General features: G+C 37.8%; 17 protein-coding genes and 4 pseudogenes. 13 read left to right on the top strand and 8 right to left on the bottom strand.

The window, feature by feature from the left end; translation table 11 throughout:
* Nucleotides 1–19: 19 nt before the first annotated feature.
* Nucleotides 20–2,631 (bottom strand): annotated as a pseudogene (alaS, locus tag ACQ86H_RS12945) (alanine--tRNA ligase).
* A gap of 116 nt (nt 2,632–2,747) precedes the next feature.
* On the opposite strand from alaS, the gene ACQ86H_RS12940 reads away from it, so the two are divergent.
* The 9 genes and pseudogenes from ACQ86H_RS12940 to ACQ86H_RS12900 all read left to right on the top strand — a co-directional run bounded on the left by ACQ86H_RS12940 (nt 2,748) and on the right by ACQ86H_RS12900 (nt 11,268).
* Nucleotides 2,748–3,083: a MerR family transcriptional regulator gene (locus ACQ86H_RS12940; protein ID WP_121284799.1), complete on the top strand. Its 336-nt coding sequence runs from the start codon at nt 2,748–2,750 to the stop codon at nt 3,081–3,083.
* Between the two features lie 148 nt (nt 3,084–3,231).
* Nucleotides 3,232–5,463: a helix-hairpin-helix domain-containing protein gene (locus ACQ86H_RS12935; protein ID WP_431295108.1), complete on the top strand. Its 2,232-nt coding sequence runs from the start codon at nt 3,232–3,234 to the stop codon at nt 5,461–5,463.
* A 233-nt stretch (nt 5,464–5,696) separates the two neighbouring features.
* A pseudogene (locus ACQ86H_RS12930) lies at nt 5,697–7,552 on the top strand (ComEC/Rec2 family competence protein).
* Between the two features lies 1 nt (nt 7,553).
* The gene (locus ACQ86H_RS12925) at nt 7,554–8,330 is read left to right on the top strand and encodes an enoyl-CoA hydratase/isomerase family protein (RefSeq protein ID WP_431295107.1); all 777 of its coding nucleotides are present in this window, start codon (nt 7,554–7,556) and stop codon (nt 8,328–8,330) included.
* A gap of 51 nt (nt 8,331–8,381) precedes the next feature.
* Nucleotides 8,382–9,002, top strand: a complete 621-nt coding sequence (locus ACQ86H_RS12920) for a DUF4412 domain-containing protein (protein WP_431295106.1) — start codon at nt 8,382–8,384, stop codon at nt 9,000–9,002.
* Between the two features lie 98 nt (nt 9,003–9,100).
* The gene (locus ACQ86H_RS12915; RefSeq protein WP_431295105.1) at nt 9,101–10,033 is read left to right on the top strand and encodes a DPP IV N-terminal domain-containing protein; all 933 of its coding nucleotides are present in this window, start codon (nt 9,101–9,103) and stop codon (nt 10,031–10,033) included.
* Nucleotides 9,975–10,148 carry a DPP IV N-terminal domain-containing protein gene (locus ACQ86H_RS12910; protein WP_431295104.1) on the top strand — a complete coding sequence of 58 codons (174 nt, stop codon included), beginning with the start codon at nt 9,975–9,977 and terminating at the stop codon, nt 10,146–10,148. Before ACQ86H_RS12915 ends, ACQ86H_RS12910 begins: the two co-directional genes overlap by 59 nt.
* Nucleotides 10,149–10,177: 29 nt before the next feature.
* Nucleotides 10,178–10,840, top strand: a complete 663-nt coding sequence (locus tag ACQ86H_RS12905; RefSeq protein ID WP_431295103.1) for an alpha/beta hydrolase family protein — start codon at nt 10,178–10,180, stop codon at nt 10,838–10,840.
* Nucleotides 10,804–11,268: an alpha/beta hydrolase family protein gene (locus ACQ86H_RS12900; protein WP_431295102.1), complete on the top strand. Its 465-nt coding sequence runs from the start codon at nt 10,804–10,806 to the stop codon at nt 11,266–11,268. Before ACQ86H_RS12905 ends, ACQ86H_RS12900 begins: the two co-directional genes overlap by 37 nt.
* A 34-nt stretch (nt 11,269–11,302) precedes the next feature.
* On the opposite strand, the pseudogene ACQ86H_RS12895 reads toward ACQ86H_RS12900, so the two are convergent.
* The 3 genes and pseudogenes from ACQ86H_RS12895 to ACQ86H_RS12885 all read right to left on the bottom strand — a co-directional run bounded on the left by ACQ86H_RS12895 (nt 11,303) and on the right by ACQ86H_RS12885 (nt 12,622).
* Nucleotides 11,303–12,012, bottom strand: a pseudogene (locus ACQ86H_RS12895) (DUF3307 domain-containing protein).
* On the bottom strand, nt 12,012–12,182 hold the full coding sequence (locus ACQ86H_RS12890) for a hypothetical protein (protein ID WP_431295101.1): 171 nt from the start codon (nt 12,180–12,182) through the stop codon (nt 12,012–12,014). The pseudogene ACQ86H_RS12895 and the gene ACQ86H_RS12890 overlap by 1 nt, the downstream one beginning before the upstream one ends.
* A gap of 11 nt (nt 12,183–12,193) precedes the next feature.
* Nucleotides 12,194–12,622, bottom strand: coding sequence for a hypothetical protein (locus tag ACQ86H_RS12885; RefSeq protein WP_431295100.1), 429 nt, complete (start codon nt 12,620–12,622; stop codon nt 12,194–12,196).
* 155 nt (nt 12,623–12,777) lie between these two features.
* Between ACQ86H_RS12885 and ACQ86H_RS12880 the strand changes: the two genes are divergently transcribed.
* The 4 genes and pseudogenes from ACQ86H_RS12880 to pdeM all read left to right on the top strand — a co-directional run bounded on the left by ACQ86H_RS12880 (nt 12,778) and on the right by pdeM (nt 18,835).
* Nucleotides 12,778–13,812 (top strand): ligase-associated DNA damage response exonuclease, encoded by a 1,035-nt coding sequence (locus tag ACQ86H_RS12880; protein WP_431295099.1) that lies wholly within the window; start codon nt 12,778–12,780, stop codon nt 13,810–13,812.
* Entirely contained in the window at nt 13,809–15,398 is a 1,590-nt protein-coding gene (locus ACQ86H_RS12875) for an ATP-dependent DNA ligase (RefSeq protein WP_431295098.1), read from the top strand. The genes ACQ86H_RS12880 and ACQ86H_RS12875 overlap by 4 nt, the downstream gene beginning before the upstream one ends.
* A gap of 248 nt (nt 15,399–15,646) precedes the next feature.
* Nucleotides 15,647–18,123, top strand: a pseudogene (locus ACQ86H_RS12870) (ligase-associated DNA damage response DEXH box helicase).
* A gap of 73 nt (nt 18,124–18,196) precedes the next feature.
* Entirely contained in the window at nt 18,197–18,835 is a 639-nt protein-coding gene (gene pdeM, locus ACQ86H_RS12865) for a ligase-associated DNA damage response endonuclease PdeM (protein ID WP_431295097.1), read from the top strand.
* Nucleotides 18,836–18,838: 3 nt separating this feature from the next.
* On the opposite strand, the gene trxA is transcribed toward pdeM, so the two are convergent.
* The 4 genes from trxA to ACQ86H_RS12845 all read right to left on the bottom strand — a co-directional run bounded on the left by trxA (nt 18,839) and on the right by ACQ86H_RS12845 (nt 22,646).
* Nucleotides 18,839–19,135, bottom strand: a complete 297-nt coding sequence (trxA, locus tag ACQ86H_RS12860; RefSeq protein ID WP_138821562.1) for a thioredoxin — start codon at nt 19,133–19,135, stop codon at nt 18,839–18,841.
* Between the two features lie 161 nt (nt 19,136–19,296).
* Entirely contained in the window at nt 19,297–19,911 is a 615-nt protein-coding gene (locus tag ACQ86H_RS12855) for a hypothetical protein (protein WP_431295096.1), read from the bottom strand.
* Between the two features lie 72 nt (nt 19,912–19,983).
* The gene (locus ACQ86H_RS12850) at nt 19,984–21,345 is read right to left on the bottom strand and encodes a dihydrolipoamide acetyltransferase family protein (protein ID WP_431295095.1); all 1,362 of its coding nucleotides are present in this window, start codon (nt 21,343–21,345) and stop codon (nt 19,984–19,986) included.
* Between the two features lie 56 nt (nt 21,346–21,401).
* Nucleotides 21,402–22,646 carry a competence/damage-inducible protein A gene (locus tag ACQ86H_RS12845; RefSeq protein WP_431295094.1) on the bottom strand — a complete coding sequence of 415 codons (1,245 nt, stop codon included), beginning with the start codon at nt 22,644–22,646 and terminating at the stop codon, nt 21,402–21,404.

The following is a 22,646-nucleotide window of genomic DNA, read 5'->3' as shown; positions in this document are numbered from 1 at the left end:
TTTCCTTATAATGACGATCTTAAGGAATAAAACTTTCTGCTTTTTCCAAAACAACCTTTAGCCCGGCTGGATTTTTACCGCCTGCTGTAGCATAGAACGGTTGTCCACCGCCGCCACCCTGAATTTCTTTACCCAATTCGCGAACAATATTTGAAGCATTTAATCCTTTCTTCACCAGGTGATCAGAAAGCATTACGGTTATTCCTGGTTTACCATCAATTTCTGTTGTGAAAACCAAAAACAGGTTATCAACCATATCCTTTAAAGAAAAGGCCAGGTTTTTAACTGCTTCAGCACTTTGCAGATCAATGTGTTTAGCTATCAGGTTAATGCCATTAATTCCTCTTACATGATGTACAATTTCATGTTTCAAAGTATTTACACGCTCTATTGTCGATTTTTCGATCTCCTTTTTCAGTTTTGCATTTTCATCCAGTAAAGCCTGGACAGAAGCTGATAAATCTTTGCTTCCATTCAGTAAAGCTTTTAAATGACCCAATTCTTTTCTTTGATCTAAGAAAAACTGTTCAGCTTTATCGGCTGTAATGGCTTCAATACGGCGAACACCGGCTGCAACTGCACTTTCAGAAATAATCTTGAATGAACCGATCTGTCCTGTAGCTTTTACATGTGTACCACCGCAAAGCTCTTTCGAAAAATGATCGTCAAAAGTAATCATACGGACAAAATCGCCATATTTTTCACCAAATAAAGCCGTTACACCACTTTCAATGGCATCCTGATAAGGAACGTTACGCTGTTCCTTCAATTTAATGTTCTGCCTGATTTTCTGGTTCACGATTACCTCAATCTGAGCCAATTCTTCGTCAGTTACCTTTGCAAAATGAGAAAAGTCGAAACGCAGGTAATCTGCATTCACCAATGAACCTTTCTGGTTAACATGTTTGCCTAAAACCTGTTTAAGCGCTGCATGTAATAAGTGTGTAGCCGAGTGGTTATCTTCTGTTAAAACACGTTTATCTTCATCTACAACTGCCCAGAATTTGCCTTCCAGATTATCGGGTAAAATATCGGTAAAATGAACAGTTAGCCCATTTTCTTTTTGGTATCAGTAATATCTACCCAAAACTGGCGACTATGATCTTCTAAACGGCCTGTATCGCCAACCTGACCACCGCTTTCGGCGTAAAAAGGCGTTTGGCGCAATACAATCTGATATTGTTCTTTCCCTTTAGCTCTAACTTTACGGTATTTTAAAATCTCGGTTTCAATTTCTAAGTCATCGTAACCTACAAATTCGCTTTGATCTTCTGTATTTACAACGATCCAATCACTTGTGTCAATAGCGGTAGCTGCACGGCTATCGTCTTTTTGTTTTTTCAATGCCTGTTCGTAGCCAACCAAATCAACACTCCAACCCTTTTCTCGGGCCATTAATTCTGTTAAATCGATTGGAAAACCAAAAGTATCTGATAATTCGAAAGCAAAAGTTCCTTCAACCACATGATCATTAGCCTGGTATTTTTCGAAACGTTGAATTCCGGTAGATAAAGTTCTTAAGAAAGAAACTTCTTCTTCCAGTACTACTTTCTGAACGAAATCCTGTTGCGAAATCAATTCATCAAATACCCCTTTAAATTGCTCAGCCAATAAAGGAACCAATTGATTTAAGAAAGGCTCTTTAAAGTTTAAAAACGTATAAGCATAACGTACAGCGCGGCGCAAAATCCTGCGGATGACATAACCTGCTTTATTATTAGAAGGTAACTGACCATCGGCAATAACAAAAGAAATGGCACGGATGTGATCGGCCATTACGCGCATGGCAATATCTGTTTTCTCATCAGCACCATATTTAATTCCAGCTTTTTCAGAGATAAATTGAATCATTGGCTGAAAAACATCGGTATCGTAGTTAGAGGTTTTTTCCTGTAAAACACGTACCAGGCGTTCAAAACCCATTCCTGTATCAACGTGTTTAGCGGGTAAACTTTGCAATGAACCATTTTTTAAACGGTTAAACTGCATAAATACATTATTCCAGATTTCAATTACCTGGGGATGATCAGCATTTACCAGGGTAGCACCATCAACTAAAGCTTTTTCTTCATCTGTACGGCAATCTACGTGGATTTCAGAACATGGTCCGCATGGTCCGGTATCACCCATTTCCCAGAAATTGTCTTTTTTATTTCCAGGTAAAATATGGCTTTCATCCACATATTGTTTCCAAAGATCGTAAGCTTCCTGGTCTTTTTCCAGACCTTCTTTCTTATCGCCTTCGAAATAGGTAACATATAATTTTTCTTTCGGGATTTTGTAAACCTCGGTCAATAATTCCCAACTCCAGGCAATGGCTTCTTTTTTGAAATAATCGCCAAAACTCCAATTACCCAACATTTCGAACATGGTATGGTGATAAGTATCAATCCCCACCTCTTCCAGGTCGTTATGCTTACCCGAAACACGTAAACAGCGCTGGGTATCAGTAACACGAGAATATTTTATGGCGGCCTCCCCCAAAAACAGATCTTTAAATTGGTTCATACCCGCATTGGTAAACATTAAAGTTGGGTCGTTTTTAACCACAATCGGTGCTGACGGAACAACATGATGTTGTTTCGATTCAAAAAAACTAAGGAATGCCTGTCTAATCTCTTTTGCTGTCATTTCAATATTATTGGAGGGAACAAAATTAAAATTTTATTGCGTTAATAAGGAAAAATCGAGCTACATTTGAATACTTTAATTAAACGATATAAAACACTCATAATCAACTACAAAATATGCCGTATAAAGAAAGAGACATTAATAAAATGTATTATACCATGGGTGAGGTGACTGAAATGTTTAATGTCAACGCATCACAGATTCGTTTTTACGAGAAAGAATTCGATATCCTTCAACCCAAAAAAAACAAGAAAGGTAACCGTCTTTTCACACCAGAAGACATTGAAAACCTAAAAATCATTTTCAATCTGGTTGATGAAAAAGGTTTTACATTAAAGGGCGCAAAAGACTATTTGAAGAACAATAAAACAGGCGTTAGAGAGAATCAAAAGATTATTGATTCATTAGAAAAGCTGAAAAGTTTTTTAGTAAATCTGGCAGAAGAACTTTAAGCACAACATTCTCATTATACATAGACTTCTATCTATTCATTTAAGTAATTAAAAAAATACATTTTTTGTAGTTTTTAATTATTTCCTATATTAGAATCACCAATACAAAAATCACCCTATTTTTTATTAACCAGTTTAACCTCTGCTTATGAAAATATGGTATGTATTGTTGCCCGCCCCTTTTCCCTGCTTTTTAGTTCCCAAAAAGCATTTGGGTGCCGGTTTATCTGCATTAGTTCGTAATGGATTGCTGCAAGCAAATCCCTTTAGAGATCCCCTGTTCCGTAGCTGGGATATGATCATCTCATGGCTCACTAACCTGTATAATAAATTTCTGATTGGAAGTGGTGATGCATTTAAAATTTTAACTGTTGCCCTTGTAATGATTGGATTTATGGCAAATGCCCAAACCAACACACAGGAAACAGCTATACGTGATATTTTGGAAAGCATGGCTGAAAACCTCCCCGAGGATTACGATATGACCGAGTTGGTTGATATATTGGAGAAATATCGGAAACACCCAATTAACCTGAATCACACTTCGGTAGAAGAATTAAATACTTTGGTATTCCTGTCTCCATTACAGATTGGTAATTTCTTTACACATTTAAAGGAAAATGGTCCGTTTGCAGATGTGCTGGAATTGCAGAGCATTGCTGGCTTTGATGTTAAAACGATTCAAATGCTGCTTCCATTCGTAACATTAACCAATATCACCGAATATCAGCAACTCAATTTTAAAAACCTCGTGCACGCTGGTGAAAATGATCTGATGATGCGTTTAGCGCAAACTTTACAAAAGCAACGAGGTTATACTGATTTACCTGGAAGCAGGTATTTAGGTTCGCCAGAGAGATTTCAGATGCGATACCGGTATCAATACAGTTCAATTTTATCGGCAGCCATAACTTTAGATAAAGATGCCGGAGAAAAATTTATCGGTAGGCCTTTTGATTTTTATTCAGGAAATATCGCGCTCTTCAAACTGGGTAAATTAAAAAAATTGGTTGTTGGCGATTATACACAGCAATTTGGCCAAGGCTTAACCTTATGGTCAGGTTTTTCTTTTGGCAAAGGACCTGATGTAACCAGTGTAGCTAAAAAAGATTTGGGTTTAAGGCCTTATAATTCCACCAACGAATATTCGTTTTTTAGAGGAGTCGCCGCAACAATTAATTTATTTAAAAATGTAGACATCACTCCTTTTATTTCGTTCCGCAATCTTGATGCGAGTCAAAAATTAGATGCTGAAGGAAATTTAGTTCAGTCTACGATTAATCAAACTGGCTTGCATAGAACGCCTACTGAGATTAAGAATAAAGGTGTTTTGGCACAGCGCGTATTTGGTACAACACTTCAATATACCAAAAACGAACTTGCTGTTGGTGCAATTGCTTATCATACCAATTATAAGAGTCGTTTTATTACGCAAACTGCGGCTTACGATCGGTATAGTTTCACAGGAAAATCGTTAACTAATCTGGGTTTATTTTATAATTACACCTATAAAAACATGTACCTCTATGGCGAGGCAGCAAAAGGTTTAGGTGGTGGGTTTGCCTATATTAATGGTGTACTCATTAGTTTGTCGTCATCGGTTTCTACAGCCTTAACCTATCGCAATTATGCTAAAGATTATCACAATTTCTTCAATCAGGCAGTATCAGAATCGAGCGAAGCCGTAAATGAAAGGGGATTGTATGCGGGCTTGAATGTTAACCCAAATAAACATTGGGCCTTTTCTTTCTATGGTGATTTATTTCGGTTCCCCTGGTTAAAATACCGTGTTGATGAACCTTCAAAGGGTTACGAAGTTTTAGCTCAGGCGATTTATATGCCAGGCAAAACCTTTAAAATATTAGTTCGGTTTAAATCAGAAAAAAAACAGCAAAATACCGATCTGGATGTTCCTGTAAATTTTTTAGACCATGTAAAAAGAGATGGTTACCGGGCAGAGGCAAACTGGCAACTGAATAAGAATTGGCATTTTCAAAACCGGATAGAGGTTTCTCAATATAAAAAAGGAAGTGCAAACAGGGAATTTGGATATCTTATTTATCAGGATATTGACTATTCGCCAATGTTCGCTAAGCTAACCGGTAATGTAAGATTTGCCTATTTCAATACGCCAAGTTACAATAGTAGAATTTACGCGTATGAAGATGATGTTTTATACAGTTTTGCTTTTGGAATGTACAATGGAAGAGGTTTTAGAACCTACTTCAACCTAAAATACAACGTAGTTAAAAAATTAAATGTTTGGGTCCGATATGGGGTATTTGTTTATAAGGACGTACAAACAGTTGGTACTTATCTGGACGAAATTAAAGGGAATAAAAAATCGGAAGTTAAAATTCAAGTACGCTATCAATTTTAAACAATGTTTAAGACCGAGTATATTTTCGTCAGGATTTTAGTTCCTTTTATTTTGGGCATCTCTATTTTTTATTTCCTCCCGGCCTTAGCATATATTAAATGGTTGAACTTAACGCTAGTTGTTGTTTTACTGAGCATTTTATTTTTAAACGTTACTTATAAAAGATTCAATATCTATCGTTACAAAGGTGCAGTTGGTATTTTGATTTACATACTTTTTTCAACCTTGGCAGTTTGTTTTGCCTGCTTAATAACGAAAGTTTAAACCAAAATTACTTTGCAAAAACCAATTGCAATTATTTAAAAGTTTGGGTTAATGATGAACCTCAGCAAAACGGCAATATTTTGCGTTTTAAAGCAAAGGTAAGATCTGGATATCTAAAAGGTAAACAGATCGGCTTATCGGGCCAAATGCTGCTTACTGTAAAATTAGATAGCCTTAAACCCATCCAACTAAAATATGGCGACGAAATGATGATTCCGGTTAGCTATACTGAAGTGGAACCGCCATATAATCCGGCAGAATTTGACTTCAAAGCCTGGCTAGGCAGTCAGAATATTTATCATCAGGCATTTATAGATCAGGATCATATAGTAAACACCAAAAATAATGTTGGTAATCCGATTATAAAGATGGCCTTAAACTTAAGGGAAAAGCAAGTAGCAACATACAGAACATTAATTAAAAGTGACGAAGCTTTTGCTGTGGCCTCTACCCTTATTTTAGGTTACCGTGCCGATTTAAGTAAAGAAACTTTATCAGCATATTCCAAAACAGGAACCATTCATGCCTTATCGGTATCAGGTGCACATGTAGCTATTATCTATGTCGTTTTAGATTTTATGTTCTTATTTTTGAATAAGAATCGAACATTGAAAATTGTTAAACTGTTGCTCGTCTGTACTTTGATTTGGGGATATGCTTTACTAACAGGATTATCGCCTTCTGTTGTTCGCTCAGCTATAATGATCAGTATTTTAATAACGGCTAAAGTTTTATCTAAGAAAACCAATAGTTATAATGTTTTAGCCTTTTCTGCATTTTGTCAACTCGTTTACAATCCGTTTTTAATCTGGGATATTGGATTTCAACTTTCTTACCTGGCCGTATTTGGACTAATTTATCTTCAGCCCAAAATCTACAACCTTTTTTTACTGAACACAATTGGATAGATAAATTATGGAGTTTTACATCCATGTCTTTAGCAGCACAAATAGTCACGTTTCCATTAAGTATTTACTATTTCCATCAATTCCCATTTTACTTCCTCTTTGCTAATCTTTTCATCACCCTTCCATTAATATTAATGATGTATTTAGGGATTGTAGTATTGATCCCATCATTCGGGTTTCTGGCGCCGGTTTTAGAATGGATAATAAATTATACAAATGCTGTACTAAAATGGATTGCCGATTTGCCGTATGCAAGCTTTTCTTCAATATGGATTAATCTGCCTGAATTTGCCTTGTTGAGCCTTTCACTAGGCTTGTTTATTTATGCATTAATAAAATTCAACAAACAACTTTTGTTCTCTTCTTTATTTCTGTTTATTTGTTATCAACTTTTGATTGTGCGCGATGATCTAAAGGTTTTTCACCAGAGAAAGATCATTTTCTTTTCCCTAAGAAAAAATTATGCGGCTGCATTTATTAATGGAAAAGAAGCTGTTTTAATTTCAGATTTAAATAGTGAAGATAAAAACTATGTTTTCTCTGTTCAACCAGCATTAGCCCAATTACAATTAAAGAAGATGTATTTTATTAATTTAAAGAAAGATACTGTTTTAAGGCATTTTACATTAAAGAACAACCAGATTACCTTTTTTCAATATAGGATACTCCTGGTTGATGAAAAACTGAACAATAAAAAGATAAATGGAGATGCTACCTTTTCGGGTATATGGCTAAGTGGAAATACTAAATTTAATTTAGCCAAAATAGATGCTGGTATAAAATATAAAACGGCAATAATAGATGCTACCAATAAAGATTACAAAATCCAGATCTTAAAAAAGTATATAGAGAATAATAATATAGATGTACATGTTTTAAAGAAAAATAAAGCATATTTGGTGCAACTAACCCAATAACATGGAAAATTTGGTTTTATATCAGGTTGCTGAAAGAATAGCAACGATAACGATCAACAGACCCGAAAAGAGAAATGCGTTAAACCCTCAACTTATCGCTGAATTAACTGCTGCATTTATAAAAGCAACAGAAGATGACCAGGTAAAAGTGGTTATATTGAATGCAAATGGTGATGCATTTAGTGCTGGTGCTGATTTAGCATATCTTCAGCAATTACAGTACAATACATTCGAAGAAAATGTAGCCGATTCCAATCATTTAAAAAAACTATTTACAACCATTTATTATTTACCAAAGGTGGTTATTGCCCAGGTAGAAGGTCATGCCATTGCAGGTGGCTGTGGTTTAGCTACGATATGTGATATTATTTTTGCTACTCCTGAAAGTAATTTTGGTTATACTGAAGTGAAAATTGGTTTTGCGCCCGCTATAGTTTCCTGTTTTTTAAAACAAAAGGTGAGCGAATCTATTGTTAAGGAAATTTTACTAACCGGAAAAACTTTCTCTGCAGAGCAGGCACTTAAATATAATTTGATAAATTTTGTAACAAATTCATCCGAAATTCATCAAAATGTAAGAGAATTTGCACTAAGTTTGTGTAACGGAAGTTCTGGTAATTCATTAATGATTACGAAACAACTGATTACCCAAACTGTCAATCCGCACTTGGAAAAGAGTTTGGAAATTGCTGTACAGATCAATGCCCGGGTGAGAGAAAGTGAGGATTTTAAAAAAGGGATTTCTTCATTTTTAAAAAAAGAAAAAATTAATTGGTAAATAACTAAAAACTAAAATAAAAACATGTTCAAATCAATCAAAACTAGCGTTGTGGCTTTAATCTTAGTAAGTACTGCTATAATTGCCCATGCACAAAAGAAAGTTGCTGAAGGTACTTTGGTATTTGCTGTAACGGCTAATGGTACAACAACTGACGTTAAAACTAAATTTAATGGTAGCTTAACCAAAATAGAAATTGAAAATGGCCCTGCCATGGTTAATATCATTTCAAATACGGCAGATAAAACCGGATTATTATTAATTGATGTTCCCGTAGCTCAAAAACAGTTTGCAGTAAAAGTGAGCAAAGCAGAAACAGAAGCACAAGAAGCTTTATTACCAAAATATTCCGATTATAAAGCAACTGGCGAAAAACAGACAATCGCTGGATTTAATGCTGAAAAATATACCTATAAAGATGACAAAGGCGGATCGCATGAATTATGGGCAACAAAAGACGTTGACATTGCTGCAATTACCAGTGGCGGTTTCTTTAAAGGCTTAGGTGCGCTTCCTGTAAAATATTCGGCAGTAATTAATGGCGTAAATTCAGACCTTGTTCTAAAATCTCTTTCTGAAGCCAAAGTAGGTGCCATTAACACTGAAATCCCTACAGGTTACGAAGTAGTAACAATGGAAGAATTGAAAGCAATGCAAGGTGGTGGTGAATAATTAGCCAATTCAAGGTAATTTATAGCTTTTTAACTGCAGGCTTTTTATTTAAATTAGCCCAAAAGTTGAAAAGCTTTTTTTATGTCCAAAAATTATATATGATTAAAAGATTATTATTTAGATTATCAGTTGCTTGTATAGCATTTTTTTCACTAATTGATGCAAAGGCTCAAAATATCAATTGGGCAAAAGATGGTAACTCCTACTATCAGATTGCAAGCGGAGAAATTATTTCGGTTTCCCTCCCTAAAAGCGATAAAAAGACAATTATTTCCAGAGCATTATTAACGCCAGCAGGAAAAGATAATGCCATTGCGGTAAGAAGTTTCCAATTGTCGGACGATGGTACAAAAGCACTGATCTACACCAACAGTAAAAAAGTTTGGCGTTATGATACCCGTGGCGATTACTGGCTGGCTGATTTAACCGTTAACAAGATTATCCAGATTGGAAAAGATAAACCGGCATCATCTTTAATGTTTGCTAAATTATCACCAGATGGAAGTAAAGTAGCTTACGTAAGCAAGCACAATTTATATGTAGAAAATATTGACGGAACCGGCGCTAAAGCCTTAACTACTGATGGCACAGACCGAATGATCAACGGTACCTTTGATTGGGTTTATGAAGAGGAATTCGATTGTCGTGATGGTTTTAGGTGGAGTCCTGACGGGAAATCTATTGCATATTGGCAAATTGATGCAACCAGGATCAAAAACTTTTTGATGATCAATAATACTGATTCGATTTATCCTTATACCATCCCGGTTGAGTATCCAAAAGTTGGCGAAAATCCATCTGTTTGCAAAGTTGGTGTGGTTGATATCGCTACTGCTAAAACAAACTGGTTAAACGTTCCGGGCGATAATATCCAGCATTATATTCCACGGATGCAGTGGGTACCAAACAGTAACAACATTATTTTACAACAGCTTAACCGGGAGCAGAACGAAAGTAAGGTATTTATCTGCAATGCCAGTACCGGAGATGCAAAAGCGGTTTATACTGAAAAAGGCAAAAGCCTGGATTGATGCGCAGGATGAATGGAAATGGTTAAACGATAATAAAGAATTTACCATCGTATCCGACAAAGACGGTTGGAACCATTTGTACAGAATCAGTATTGATGGAAAAAAGAGACATTAGTTACAAAAGGTAACTACGATATAATTGATTTGAAGCTGATTGATGTAAAAAACAATACGGTTTATTTCCTTGCATCGCCAACAAATGCCACTCAGAAATATCTTTTTAAAACTAAGTTAGATGGCAAAGGAAAATTAGAGCAGGTTACCCCTTCTATCCTGCCTGGAACGCATAATTACGATATTTCACCTAATGCTGCTTTTGCACGCCATACCTACAACAGTTCAATTGTAAGACCAATTACCGAGTGGATGAATTTTACTACAGGTAATCCATTTACAATGGATGGAAGCATTACTACCCAATTATCAAAACAGGAAGCGGCTAAAAACAAAGTTGAGTTTTTCAAAGTAACCACCGAAGATGGCATTGAAATGGACGGATGGATGAAAAAACCTGATAATTTTAATCCTTCGAAAAAATATCCGGTTGTGTTTTATGTTTATGGTGAACCTGCTTCGCCTACAGCATCAGATACTTATGGCGCCGGAAGAAACTTCTTATATGCTGGCGACATGGCCAAAGATGGTTACATCTACATTTCAATGGATAATAGAGGTGCTCCTGTACCAAAGGGAAGTACCTGGCGTAAAAGCATTTATAAAAACATCGGCATTCTTAACATCCGTGATCAGGCCATGGCAGCTAAAAACTATTGGCTACCAACGCTTTTATGGATAAAGACCGTGTAGCCGTTTGGGGCTGGAGCGGTGGCGGTTCGTCTACCTTAAACCTGATGTTCCAATATCCTGAAATTTACAAAACAGGTATTGCGATTGCAGCAGTTGGCAACCAGTTAACTTACGATAATGTTTATCAGGAACGTTATATGGGTACACCTTTTCCAAGTAAAGAAGCTTATGTAAAGGGTTCTCCTATTACTTATGCCAAAAACTTAAAAGGAAATTTATTGTACATCCATGGTACGGGCGATGATAACGTACATTATCAAAATGCCGAAATGTTGATCAATGAACTGATCAAAAACAGAAAAGTTTTTCAACTGATGAGCTATCCTAACCGTACACACAGTATCTCTGAAGGTGAAGGAACAAGCGAGCATTTATCGTTAACCTACACCAAGTTTTTAAAAGAAAACCGCCCTCCGGGAGCAAAATAGAAAAATTTAAAAAGCAGCTTTCGGGCTGCTTTTTTTATGCAATAAAACTTTGAGTGAGCATAGCGGTTACAATAGCTATCCCGAAGCTTAATAAAGTTCCGATCAGTACATATTCAGTTAGTTTCAGATCGTGTTTTTCTTTCAGATCGCCAAACCTGAATATCGATTTTGCCGCGAGTAAAAAACCAACGGCCTCAAAATGATTGGTAAGTATAAACAGAAAAATTAACGTCCTTTCCAATATTCCAATGTATTTACCCGCATTCTCTAATGATTTTGGACTATCGGGCTGATTATCCGGGATCCATTTAGCAATGATCACTTTCATTACAATTGACGTAGGCATGGTTAAAAACAAAGCGCCTGAAACTAATACCCAGGTATGCGGATCATTTAAAAAACCAATATCCAGGCTTCCTTTGTAGAAAACATGCCATACCGCCACAATCGAGCTAAAATGTAAAACCTGATCAGCAAAAAAGAGTATACGGGCATTTTTATTGGTCTGAAAGATGGATTTCAGCGCATCAATAATCAAATGGATCACACCTATTGTTAATGCCGTTTTCCAAACATCAACACTAAAAAAACAACAAATATCAAAGCCACATGTACCATTACATGCAAATAGAGCTTGGTTGATTTTAATTTTCTCCTTTCTTTATCTTTTACCCAGGCATTTGGCTGCAAAAAGAAATCACCGATTAAATGGGCAATAATAAGCTTGATTAAATAGATATCCATTATTTCAAAATCGTTTGGTTCAATTTTTTACGGTAAAGCCTGTCCATTTCCATTATTTCGGTATAATGTGCGCGTTTTAAAGCTTCGCTTACCGAAGATTGTGTTCTGCCTGAAATGGCTGCAAGTTCGCTTTGTAAGAGGCTTTCATTTTCGAGCGCAAGTTTTACCATTTCTGCAGCTACTACCCCCAGCTGTCCATGGCAATTAACGACAGTTTAATTACCACATTGATTTCCTCGTCAAAATCAGGATAATCTGTTTTAATGGCTAAATTGGTTTTAGCTTGTTTTAAACTGTCAAAGGCTGCCCCCGAGTTAATAAAGGCATCTCCACTTGATTCGGAAAGCTTTTTACGCTTGTTTTTTATCCCACCAATGCCAATGCCCATCCTTACGTCGGCAGGTTTATTTACCCTTATACATGCTTTTAAATAAGCAGCAACCTTAATTGCATTTTCTGGTTCCACCTCAACCTGAAAACTATCTCCACGAAAGATTTCCCACTTACCATGTTGCCCTGAAGTTGCTTTTAATGCTGTTTTTAAGCTTAACAACCAGCTGTCTTTAATCTTTCTAGAACCTACAATATCACCTGTTACAATACAAATCATATTACAATATCGAACTTATTATTCATATTACAAAACTAATATCGGGTAATTAGCCGATATTTCGATTTATCGGGTAATTAACCGATATTTTAAATTATCGGGTATTTACCCGATATCAATTTAAAACTAATCCATAAATTTATTGTTTAGTAGCTATGGCGTTGATCGAATTTACCAAAAGAGGGATTTACTGTAAGCAGGGGGATTTTTATGTAGACCCCTGGTGGCCTGTAGATTATGCCGTAACTACACATGGGCACAGCGATCATGTGCGGTTCGGAAACAAGTATTACCTCTGTCATACTTTAACCAAACCCATCATCAAACGCAGAATTAGTGAAGATTTAAATGTAGAAACACTTGAGTATGGAGAAAGCATTACCCGAAACGGCGTAAACATTTCGTTTTTTCCTGCGGGGCATATTATTGGATCGGCACAGGTACGGCTTGAATATAAAGGCGAAATTTGTGTGATTTCTGGTGATTATAAAATTGAAGATGACGGCATTACCGTGCCATTCGAGCCTGTAAAGTGTCATTCTTTTGTTTCAGAAAGTACTTTTGGTCTGCCTGTTTACAAATGGCAAAAACAGGAAATTGTTTTTAACGGAATCAGGAACTGGGTGAATGACAATATCAATCAACAGAAAACAAGTGTATTGATTGCCTATAGTTTGGGCAAAGCGCAGCGTTTAATTAAAAACCTGGCCGGTGATATTCCTATTTATGTACATAACAGTATTGCCAACCTCAATGAAGTGATTATAGAAGCTGGCGTAAACCTTTCAAAAACCATCAGGATTACCCCCGAAACCACTAAAGATGAATTACAGAAAGGAATTGTAATTGTACCGCCCGCAATGCGGGATAGCCGCTGGATCAAAAATTTATCGCATCCGGTTACCGGTATATGTTCTGGCTGGATGCAGGTACGGGCACACCGCCGCTGGCAAAGTGCAGATGCTGGTTTTGCACTTAGCGATCATGCCGACTGGCCAGGTTTAATGGAAGCCATTACCGCAACAGGTGCTGAAAAAGTGTATGTTACCCATGGTTTTACAGCTGCTTTTAGCCGCTTTTTAAATGATGAAGGTATAGAAGCCGCAGAAGTTTTAACCAGGTTTGGTCAGGAAGATGATGAAGAAAACAAGGTGGATTTAGCTGAGCAAAACGAAAATAAACAGCCATGAAACGTTTTGCAAAACTGATCCAGCAGCTCGAACTGAGCAATAAAACAAACGATAAAATCGCGGCCCTGGTTGATTATTTTAACTACGCCGACGATAAGGATAAAGTATGGGTGATTGCCTTATTTACTGGTAAAAAACCTAAAAGACCAATTAAATCGGCTTTACTAAAATATTGGGCAATAGCCATTACCGAAACGCCAGAATGGTTATTTGCCGAAAGTTATGCAAATGTTGGCGATTTAAGCGAAACCATCGCTTTGTTGTTGCCTCCTGCCGAAAATACTTCGGATCTCCAATTGCATACCTGGATAGAAGAGTTGCACGACCTGGAAGGTAAAGATGATGAAACCAAAAAAGATTTCATTTTAAGCGCCTGGAACCAACTCGAAACCCAGGAACGTTTTATTTTCAACAAACTAATTTCAGGTAATTTCAGGATTGGCGTTTCCAATAAGATGCTGGTAAATGCACTGGCTAAACAAAGCAGTTTAGATAGTGCGCAGATTATGCATAGCATTATGGGCAAATGGAATCCTTACGAAATCACTTTTCATGAACTGATTAATGGCATCCATGTAAATACCGATAACTCCTGGCCTTACCCCTTTTGCCTGGCTTATGCTTTAGAACAGGAACCAGAAAAACTGGGCGATATTTCAGAATGGCAGGCCGAATGGAAATGGGATGGAATCCGCGGACAAATTGTAAAACGGAACGGCGAACTTTTCATCTGGAGCCGTGGCGAAGAACTGGTTACAGAGCAATTTCCAGAACTACACTTCATGATTGATGTTTTGCCCGACGGCGTAGTTTTAGATGGCGAAATTTTGGCTGTACAGGATAAACAGGTGTTGTCATTCAGTACATTACAACAACGTTTAAACCGTAAAACAATTAATAAAAAACAACTGGAAGATGCTCCTATTGGCTTTTTTGTTTATGATATTTTAGAATATGAAGCCAAAGATTTCAGGGAAAAACCTTTAAGCGCGAGACGAAAAATATTGGAGCAATTGATTGGCGGATTAGATGAAAGTCCGGTGATCATATCTCCGGTAATCAATTGTAGTACATGGGAGGAACTAGCCGAATTAAGACAAACTTCGAGATCGATCAATAGCGAAGGGATTATGCTCAAAAAGCTGAGTTCCCATTACCACAGTGGAAGGAAGCGCGGCGATTGGTGGAAATGGAAAATCAATCCATATACCGTTGATGCAGTAATGATCTACGCCCAAAAAGGAAGTGGCAGAAGGGCAAATTTCTTTACCGATTATACTTTTGCTGTTCGCGATGGGGAAAGCCTGGTAACCATTGCAAAAGCCTATTCAGGATTAACAGACAAAGAAATTAAAGAAGTAAACAGTTTTGTAACCCGTAATGCGATTGAGAAATTCGGGCCGGTACGTACGGTAAAACCAGAACTGGTTTTCGAAATTGCTTTTGAAGGAATTGCGGAGAGTAAACGGCATAAAGCAGGTTTAGCTTTACGTTTTCCACGTATATTGCGGTGGCGGAAAGATAAAAAAGCAGATGAAATTAATACACTGGAAGACTTGAGGCAATTGCTGCAATCAACTTTGTAAGGTATTTTAAAACCTGAGAGGTTTTGAAGATGCTCGCTGCTGTCAGGTTTAGCCTATATAGGTTTGCCTGACGATTTTAAACCCGACAGCAGCGATACCCTTTTTTGCTAGACATGATTAACATTACAAGAAGTATCACAAAAAAGATAAAGCGTTTGGCGGGGCTGCTGTAACCGAAGGATTGCTATTATTGCTTTTCAAAACACTAAAACTTATCAATATAAAACCTACAAGGAAATAAATTGCGCATGGACCAAACCAAAACCAAAGGCTATAAAAAGATAAAATCCTGGCTAAAGGCGAATAAACGCAGGCCTTTTCAATTTCAGGAAGATGCCTGGCAATATTATCTTAAAGGCTACAGCGGTTTGGTAAACGCACCTACAGGCTTCGGGAAAACCTTTTCGTTATTTTTAGCGGTGGTAATTGAGGCTTTAAATGCATCAGAAGCCAGTAACAAAAAAGCAAAAGACCGCTTACAGTTGATCTGGATTACCCCACTCCGCTCCCTGGCCAAAGATATTGCGAGAGCCATGCGTGAAACTTTATTAGAACTGGAACTGGATTGGCATGTAGGTGTACGCAATGGCGATACCTCGCAGGCAGAAAAAGTACAGCAGAAAAAATCGATGCCCGAAATTTTATTGATTACCCCTGAAAGCCTGCACCTGTTGCTGGCACAAAAGGGTTCTTCAACCCTGTTCCGGAATCTTAAATGCATTGTGGCTGATGAATGGCATGAACTTTTGGGCAGTAAACGTGGGGTATTGGTGGAGTTAGCCGTTTCGCGGATTAAAGGTTTGCAAAGATTAGAAAAAACCAGTTCTTAAGGATTTGGGGGATTTCGGCGACCATAGGCAATATAGATGAGGCTTTAGATGTATTGGAACCCAATTTAGAAGCTAAACGCATCATTGTTAAAGCCGATCTGGAAAAGAAAATCGTAATTAAATCCATTATACCCGACGATATTGAAACACTGCCCTGGGCAGGGCACTTGGGCTTAAAATTGGCCTATAAACTTTTGCCGATCATCGAAAAAAGTAAAACCACCTTAATTTTTATTAATACCCGGGGGCAATCGGAAATGTGGTACCAGCATTTGCTGAATATTGAACCAGAACTGGCCGGACGCATTGCCATACACCATGGATCGATAGATTTCGAGTTGCGTAACTGGATTGAAGATGCCTTGCATACCGGGCAACTCAAAGCAGTTATTGCAACTTCTTCTCTAGATTTAGGCGTAGACTTTAAACCCGTTGATACGGTTGTTCAGGTAGGTTCGCCAAAGGGAGTAGCCCGTTTTTTGCAAAGGGCGGGGCGCTCTGGTCACTCGCCGCACGAAACTTCAAAAATCTATTTCCTACCCACCCATGCACTTGAACTGGTAGAAGCAGCAGCCATTAAAGAAGCGGCTAAAACAAACAATATAGAAAGCAGAGAGCCTTTTATTATGGTGTTTGATACATTGGTGCAGTACCTGGTTACATTGGCTATAGGCGACGGATTTGATGATAAAATTATTTACGAAGAAATTAAAAATACCCACGCTTTCAAACTTATCCTCCCTGAAGAATGGACCTGGGTAATGCAGTTTATTACCTCTGGAGGAGATAGCTTAAGTGCCTATACCGAATTTAAAAAGGTAATTAAGGATGAAGATGGGCTTTGGAAAGTGAAGAGCAGGCAACTGGCCATGCGGCACCGTTTGCACATTGGTACTATTGTGAGTGATGCGATGCTTAAGGTTAAATTCATTTCAGGTGGATACATTGGTATGGTGGAAGAATATTTTGTTACCCGTTTAAAAGCCGGCGATAATTTCCGTTTGGCAGGGCGGGTTTTAGAATTTATCCAGGTAAAAGACATGACGGTTGTAGTAAGGGTAAGCAAGCAAAAAAATGCCATTTCGCCAAGCTGGAACGGTGGACGCCTACCCTTATCATCCAATTTGGGTTCAGTATTACGTAAAAAATATAATGAAGCTTTAGATAAAACCCATCAGGATGAGGAACTGGATTCTGTTTACCCATTGTTCCTATTGCAGGAGAAAAGATCTCATGTACCTAGAAATGATGAGTTATTGATCGAACTGATCAATAATAAAGAAGGCTTTCATTTATTTGCCTATCCCTTTGAAGGACGTTTGGTACACGAGGTTTTGGCGGCATTGGTCGCCTATCGTTTAAGTAAACTGCTTCCCATCAGTTTTTCTATTGCCATGAACGATTATGGTTTCGAACTGTTAAGTGAAACAGAAATCCCTATGGATGAATCGATTGCCTACGAAGTTTTCTCTCCTAAAAATTTAACCGAAGATATAACGCTAAGTATTAACTCCACTGAAATGGCCAGACGAAAATTTAGGGATATTGCCTGTATTTCAGGACTAGTTTTTCAGGGTTACCCGGGAAAATACGTGGCGAACAAACATCTCCAGTCATCGGCGGGTTTGTTTTTTAATGTTTTTAGCGATTACGATAAACATAATTTACTTTTGCGGCAGGCTTATGATGAAGTTTTTTATCAGCAACTGGAAGAACCCAGGTTAGCAGCCGCTTTAGAAAGGATTCAGAATGGAGCGGTTATCATCACCAATCCGAAAAGTTTTACGCCACTATCTTTTCCAATCAAAGTAGACAGTTTGCGTGAGAATATGAGTTCAGAAGAATTGGAGCAGCGGATTGCCAGAATGAAGGCCGAATCTGAAAAAATTAAATAAATACATCTTCTTGCAGCCCGTCGAAAATTAAAAGATCCTTCGACAAGCTCAGGACGACAATAGCATAAAATAAATGACCATTATAAGCCAGGGTGAAGAACTGATTTTAGATAAAGAAAGGGCTTTATTTTTACCCAAGCATCAACTTTTAGCCATAAGCGATTTACACCTGGGCAAATCGGCACATTTCCGGCAAGCAGGTTTACAAGTGCCTGCAACCATTGCCCAAACCGATTTACAGCGCCTAAATTTACTCATTAAGCATTATCATCCAAAAACATTGTTGATTAATGGTGATATGTTCCATCATGGCTTAAATACAGATATTGATGAATTTGCCGAATGGAGAAAACAATACCAACAGCTAGATTTTTTATTGGTTAAGGGGAATCACGACCGGCTATCCCATGCGAATTATGCTGCAATGGGCATCAATATACACGAGCCCAGTTTTTGCTTAGGTCCATTTTGCTTTATACACGATGCACCCAATTGTGCGGAAGAAGAACTATATCCCATCAGTGGCCATATCCATCCTGGAGTTACCATTGTGGGGAAAGCAAAGCAAAGACTGAAATTTCCCTGCTTTTATTTCGGTACTGATTATGCCGTACTACCAGCTTTTAGTTTGTTTACGGGTCTTTATAATATTTATCCAAAAACAAGTGACCGTATTTTTGCAATTACACCAAAAAGTGTAGTAGAAGTTTAATGTTTAAGCGTGTGCATCAATCACCTGCTTCAGTTGTGATGCTTGTAAAACACCACTTTGTCGCCAAACCTGCTTTCCTTTTTTGAACAGAATTAAAGTAGGAACGCTCTGAACGTTGAAGGAAGAAGCGGCTGGTTGATTTTTATCGATATCTACTTTAATAATCGATACTGAATCTCCCAACTGCGATTTTAATTGTTCCAGGATCGGTTTCATCATTTTACAAGGACCGCACCACTCAGCAAAAAAATCTACCAATACAGGTTTATCACCGTTAATTAAATCTGAAAACTTAGACATGATATTTATCTTTATTTAGAAACAACAAAAAATTGGATTGGTTTTTAACGAAAATTCGTCATTTCGAACGGAGTGCAACGCAGTTGAGAAATCTATAATAGATCTCTCCATTTCGCCGTGCTTCAGTCGAGATGACGAATTTTGGCTAATCATTCAATTGCTTAAGCGCTCACCGGCAACTCTGCAGCTAAGGCAGTAACCCAATTATCAAATAAGTCTGTTTCGATTTTAATTACTTCGGCCGCATGATTTTCCCAATCGTCAGAAAAGTTAACCAATTGGTTCATCATTTCTTCCAAATGGCCTTCTTCTTCCAGGATAATAGATTTTACATTTACCTTACTTTTTGCCTCATCTAGAACTGCTTGGTATATCGGATAAAGTTCGTCAGCACGTACTTCGATAGCATAGGTAACAAATAAATACGCCGCAAATTTTAAATCGTAACCGGATAAATTAAAAACAGCTTTTAAATAACGGCAAACCGCTATATCCAAAGCATGTAAATAGTATTTGGTATGGTTTGGAGAAAGCAGCTCGGCATTGGTATAGGTTTTACAAAGCGCCTCATCAACCTTCGAAATCTGCTTTTTTAAATAATAAGCATGGCGATGTTCTTCTGCTGCGTGTTTAAGAATAATCAGGTTTACATTTTCTTTATGCTCAGAAGCTGAAATCTTCTTTGCACCTGCATTTTCCATATATGACAATGTATTTAACCATTTGGCGTGCAATACATTATCCGAAACTATCGATTTTAAATTTGAAGCTAACATTCTTAATTGCTAAACTGATAAATTGTTGACATCAAGCCAACTGAAAACTTTTAATTGAAAACTGTAAACTGACTAAATCTCCCTGTTCAGGTCCCAGCTTTCTAAATAATCGGCTACCCTGCGCACAAACATCCCACCTAATGAACCATCTACTACCCTGTGATCGTATGATAAAGAAAGGAACATCATGTGCCTGATTGCAATCACGTCACCATGTTCGGTTTCTAGAACAGCCGGTTTCTTTTTAATGGCGCCTACAGCCAGGATCGCAACCTGAGGCTGATTGATAATCGGTGTGCCCATTACATTTCCAAAACTACCTACATTGGTTAATGTAAAGGTTCCACCTTGGGTTTCGTCTGGCTTTAATTTAGAGTTTCTCGCTCTTGTGGCTAAATCGTTCACTGCTTTTGTTAAGCCAACCAAATTTAACTGATCGGCATTTCTGATCACCGGAACAATTAAATTTCCACTTGGTAAGGCAGCCGCCATACCTATATTGATATTGCCCTTTTTGATGATCTGTGTTCCGTTAACCGAAACATTGATCATTGGGAAATCTTTTATGGCTTTTGCAACAGCCTCTACAAATATTGGTGTAAAAGTTATTTTTTCGTTTTCACGTTTCTCGAAACTGTTTTTTACTTTATTGCGCCATAAAACCATATTGGTTACATCGGCTTCTACAAACGAAGTTACATGTGGCGAGGTGGTTTTACTCATTACCATGTGATCGGCAATCAGTTTACGCATCCTGTCCATTTCTATAATTTCGTCGGCACCATTTACACTGGTGGTAGAGGTTTTATTTGAAGATAAACTTTCAGAAACTGGAGCAGATTTATTTACTGTTGTTTCACTTGCAGGAGGTGCAGGTGGGGTTAACGTGACTGTGAGCATCTTAGTTGCAAAGCTTCCTCCATTTTTATTGGCAATATAATCCAGCAGATCATCTTTATTTAAGCGGCCATCAGCACCAGAGCCTTTTATAGCATCCAATTCTGCCAACGAGATATTTTCCTGTGCGGCAATACTTTTCACCAATGGAGAATAAAAACGTTCAGAAGCGCTGAAATCAGTTGCTACAGCTTTGTTTTCAGATGGAAGCTGATCAATACCAGGAATGGTTTCTACTTTTTGTTCCACTTTTGGTGTTTCAGCAACAGGTGTTTCAATAGCGGGATTATCTCCTCCTGCTGTTTCAATAATGGCAATTACATCACCCACCTGGGCAACTTCATCAGCAGCAAATAACTGTTTTACCAATTTACCGGCAACCGGAGACGGAACTTCAGAATCTACCTTATCAGTAGCGATTTCCAGAATGGTATCATCCAAATCAATAGAATCACCTGGTTGTTTTACCCATTTAATCACCGTTGCTTCCGCAACACTTTCACCCATTTTCGGTAACAATAGTTCGTATTGAGCCATATTAAATTACAGTATTTTATATTGGTAATGCTACAAAAATACAGTTTTTATTCTTTCTAAACTGTTTCTTTAAGGAGATTTAATAACATGGTCAGTGCTGATGCAGCAGAACGCTCGATATTTTGAATCCGTTTGTTACTGAAATTAAACAGCTTAGCTACAGTTTTGTGTTTTGAAGAAATTGCAATCCATACTGTACCAACCGGTTTATCTTCTGTTCCACCCCCCGGGCCTGCAATGCCACTAACCGCAATTGCATAATCTGTTTTGAAATGTTTAATGGCGCCTTCTGCCATTTCTGTTACAGTTTGCTCACTTACTGCACCGAAAGTGTTCAAAGTACTTTCTTCTACACCAAGAATAGATTCTTTAAGCTCGTAAGCGTATGCTACTGCCCCGCCCCAATAAACCGAAGAAGACCCAGCGTGTTGCGTAATTAAATGTGCAATGTATCCACCAGTACAACTTTCTGCGGTGGATAAAGTAAGCCCTTTACTTTTCATCAGGTTCAGAATCGCTTTTTCCAGGGGAATATCTTCATCAGATACCACAAACTTATTTACTTTTGAAATAATCTGCCTGGCGTAAACCTCAACCTCTTTATGTAATTCTGCTTCGTTATCGCCTTTGGCTGACAAACGTAAACGTACTTGCCCTAATTTTGGCAGATATGCCAATTTGATGTGCGCCGGTAAGTTATCTTCTATTTCCTCAATCTCTTTGGCCAGAAATGATTCGCCTATGTTTGCCGTGAGTATGGTTTTGTGAACAATAAACGGCAACTTAAATCTGCTTGTAATTCTGGGTAGGATTTCGTCATCCATCAGGTACATCATCTCGTAAGGCACACCTGGCATTGATACAAAAATGGTATTGTTTTGTTCAAACCACATGCAGGGCGCTGTACCATTTTTGTTTACAATAACTTCACAACCATCAGGAACGTCGGCTTGCTGAATATTGATATCCAATAAAGGGCGATTGTATTTTTCAAATATCTGACGAACCATTTCCAATGCAGCTGCATCGTTACGGAAGCCCATATTAAAATACTTTGCCAAAGTTTTTTTGGTAATATCATCTTTGGTCGGACCAAGGCCACCTGTAATTAAGACAATATCTGTGCGTTTTTCAGCAAGCTCGAGTGCTTCTAAAATATGTTGCTCATCATCAGAAACTGAGGTAATCTGCTTCACGGAAACACCTATCAGGTTTAACTGTTTGGCCATCCAGGCAGAATTGGTATCCACAATTTGGCCAATGAGAATCTCATCGCCAATGGTAATAATTTCGGCTAGCAT

Origin of the sequence: Pedobacter sp. P26, assembly GCF_050632135.1 — a bacterium.
Classification (GTDB): Bacteria; Bacteroidota; Bacteroidia; order Sphingobacteriales; family Sphingobacteriaceae; genus Pedobacter.
Note: the sequence above shows the minus strand (reverse complement) of the source record. Positions and strands in the feature narration are given on the sequence as shown.

Excerpts from the sequence above, each read along its gene's own strand:
- ACQ86H_RS12940 (WP_121284799.1), top strand. The coding sequence starts at position 2,748 with ATGCCGTATAAAGAAAGAGACATTAATAAAATGTATTATACCATGGGT.
- ACQ86H_RS12935 (WP_431295108.1), top strand. The coding sequence starts at position 3,232 with ATGAAAATATGGTATGTATTGTTGCCCGCCCCTTTTCCCTGCTTTTTA.
- ACQ86H_RS12925 (WP_431295107.1), top strand. The coding sequence starts at position 7,554 with ATGGAAAATTTGGTTTTATATCAGGTTGCTGAAAGAATAGCAACGATA.
- ACQ86H_RS12915 (WP_431295105.1), top strand. The coding sequence starts at position 9,101 with ATGATTAAAAGATTATTATTTAGATTATCAGTTGCTTGTATAGCATTT.
- ACQ86H_RS12910 (WP_431295104.1), top strand. The coding sequence starts at position 9,975 with ATGCCAGTACCGGAGATGCAAAAGCGGTTTATACTGAAAAAGGCAAAA.
- ACQ86H_RS12890 (WP_431295101.1), bottom strand. The coding sequence starts at position 12,182 with ATGGTAAAACTTGCGCTCGAAAATGAAAGCCTCTTACAAAGCGAACTT.
- ACQ86H_RS12885 (WP_431295100.1), bottom strand. The coding sequence starts at position 12,622 with ATGATTTGTATTGTAACAGGTGATATTGTAGGTTCTAGAAAGATTAAA.
- ACQ86H_RS12880 (WP_431295099.1), top strand. The coding sequence starts at position 12,778 with ATGGCGTTGATCGAATTTACCAAAAGAGGGATTTACTGTAAGCAGGGG.
- ACQ86H_RS12875 (WP_431295098.1), top strand. The coding sequence starts at position 13,809 with ATGAAACGTTTTGCAAAACTGATCCAGCAGCTCGAACTGAGCAATAAA.
- pdeM (WP_431295097.1), top strand. The coding sequence starts at position 18,197 with ATGACCATTATAAGCCAGGGTGAAGAACTGATTTTAGATAAAGAAAGG.
- trxA (WP_138821562.1), bottom strand. The coding sequence starts at position 19,135 with ATGTCTAAGTTTTCAGATTTAATTAACGGTGATAAACCTGTATTGGTA.
- ACQ86H_RS12855 (WP_431295096.1), bottom strand. The coding sequence starts at position 19,911 with ATGTTAGCTTCAAATTTAAAATCGATAGTTTCGGATAATGTATTGCAC.
- ACQ86H_RS12850 (WP_431295095.1), bottom strand. The coding sequence starts at position 21,345 with ATGGCTCAATACGAACTATTGTTACCGAAAATGGGTGAAAGTGTTGCG.
- ACQ86H_RS12845 (WP_431295094.1), bottom strand. The coding sequence starts at position 22,646 with ATGCTAGCCGAAATTATTACCATTGGCGATGAGATTCTCATTGGCCAA.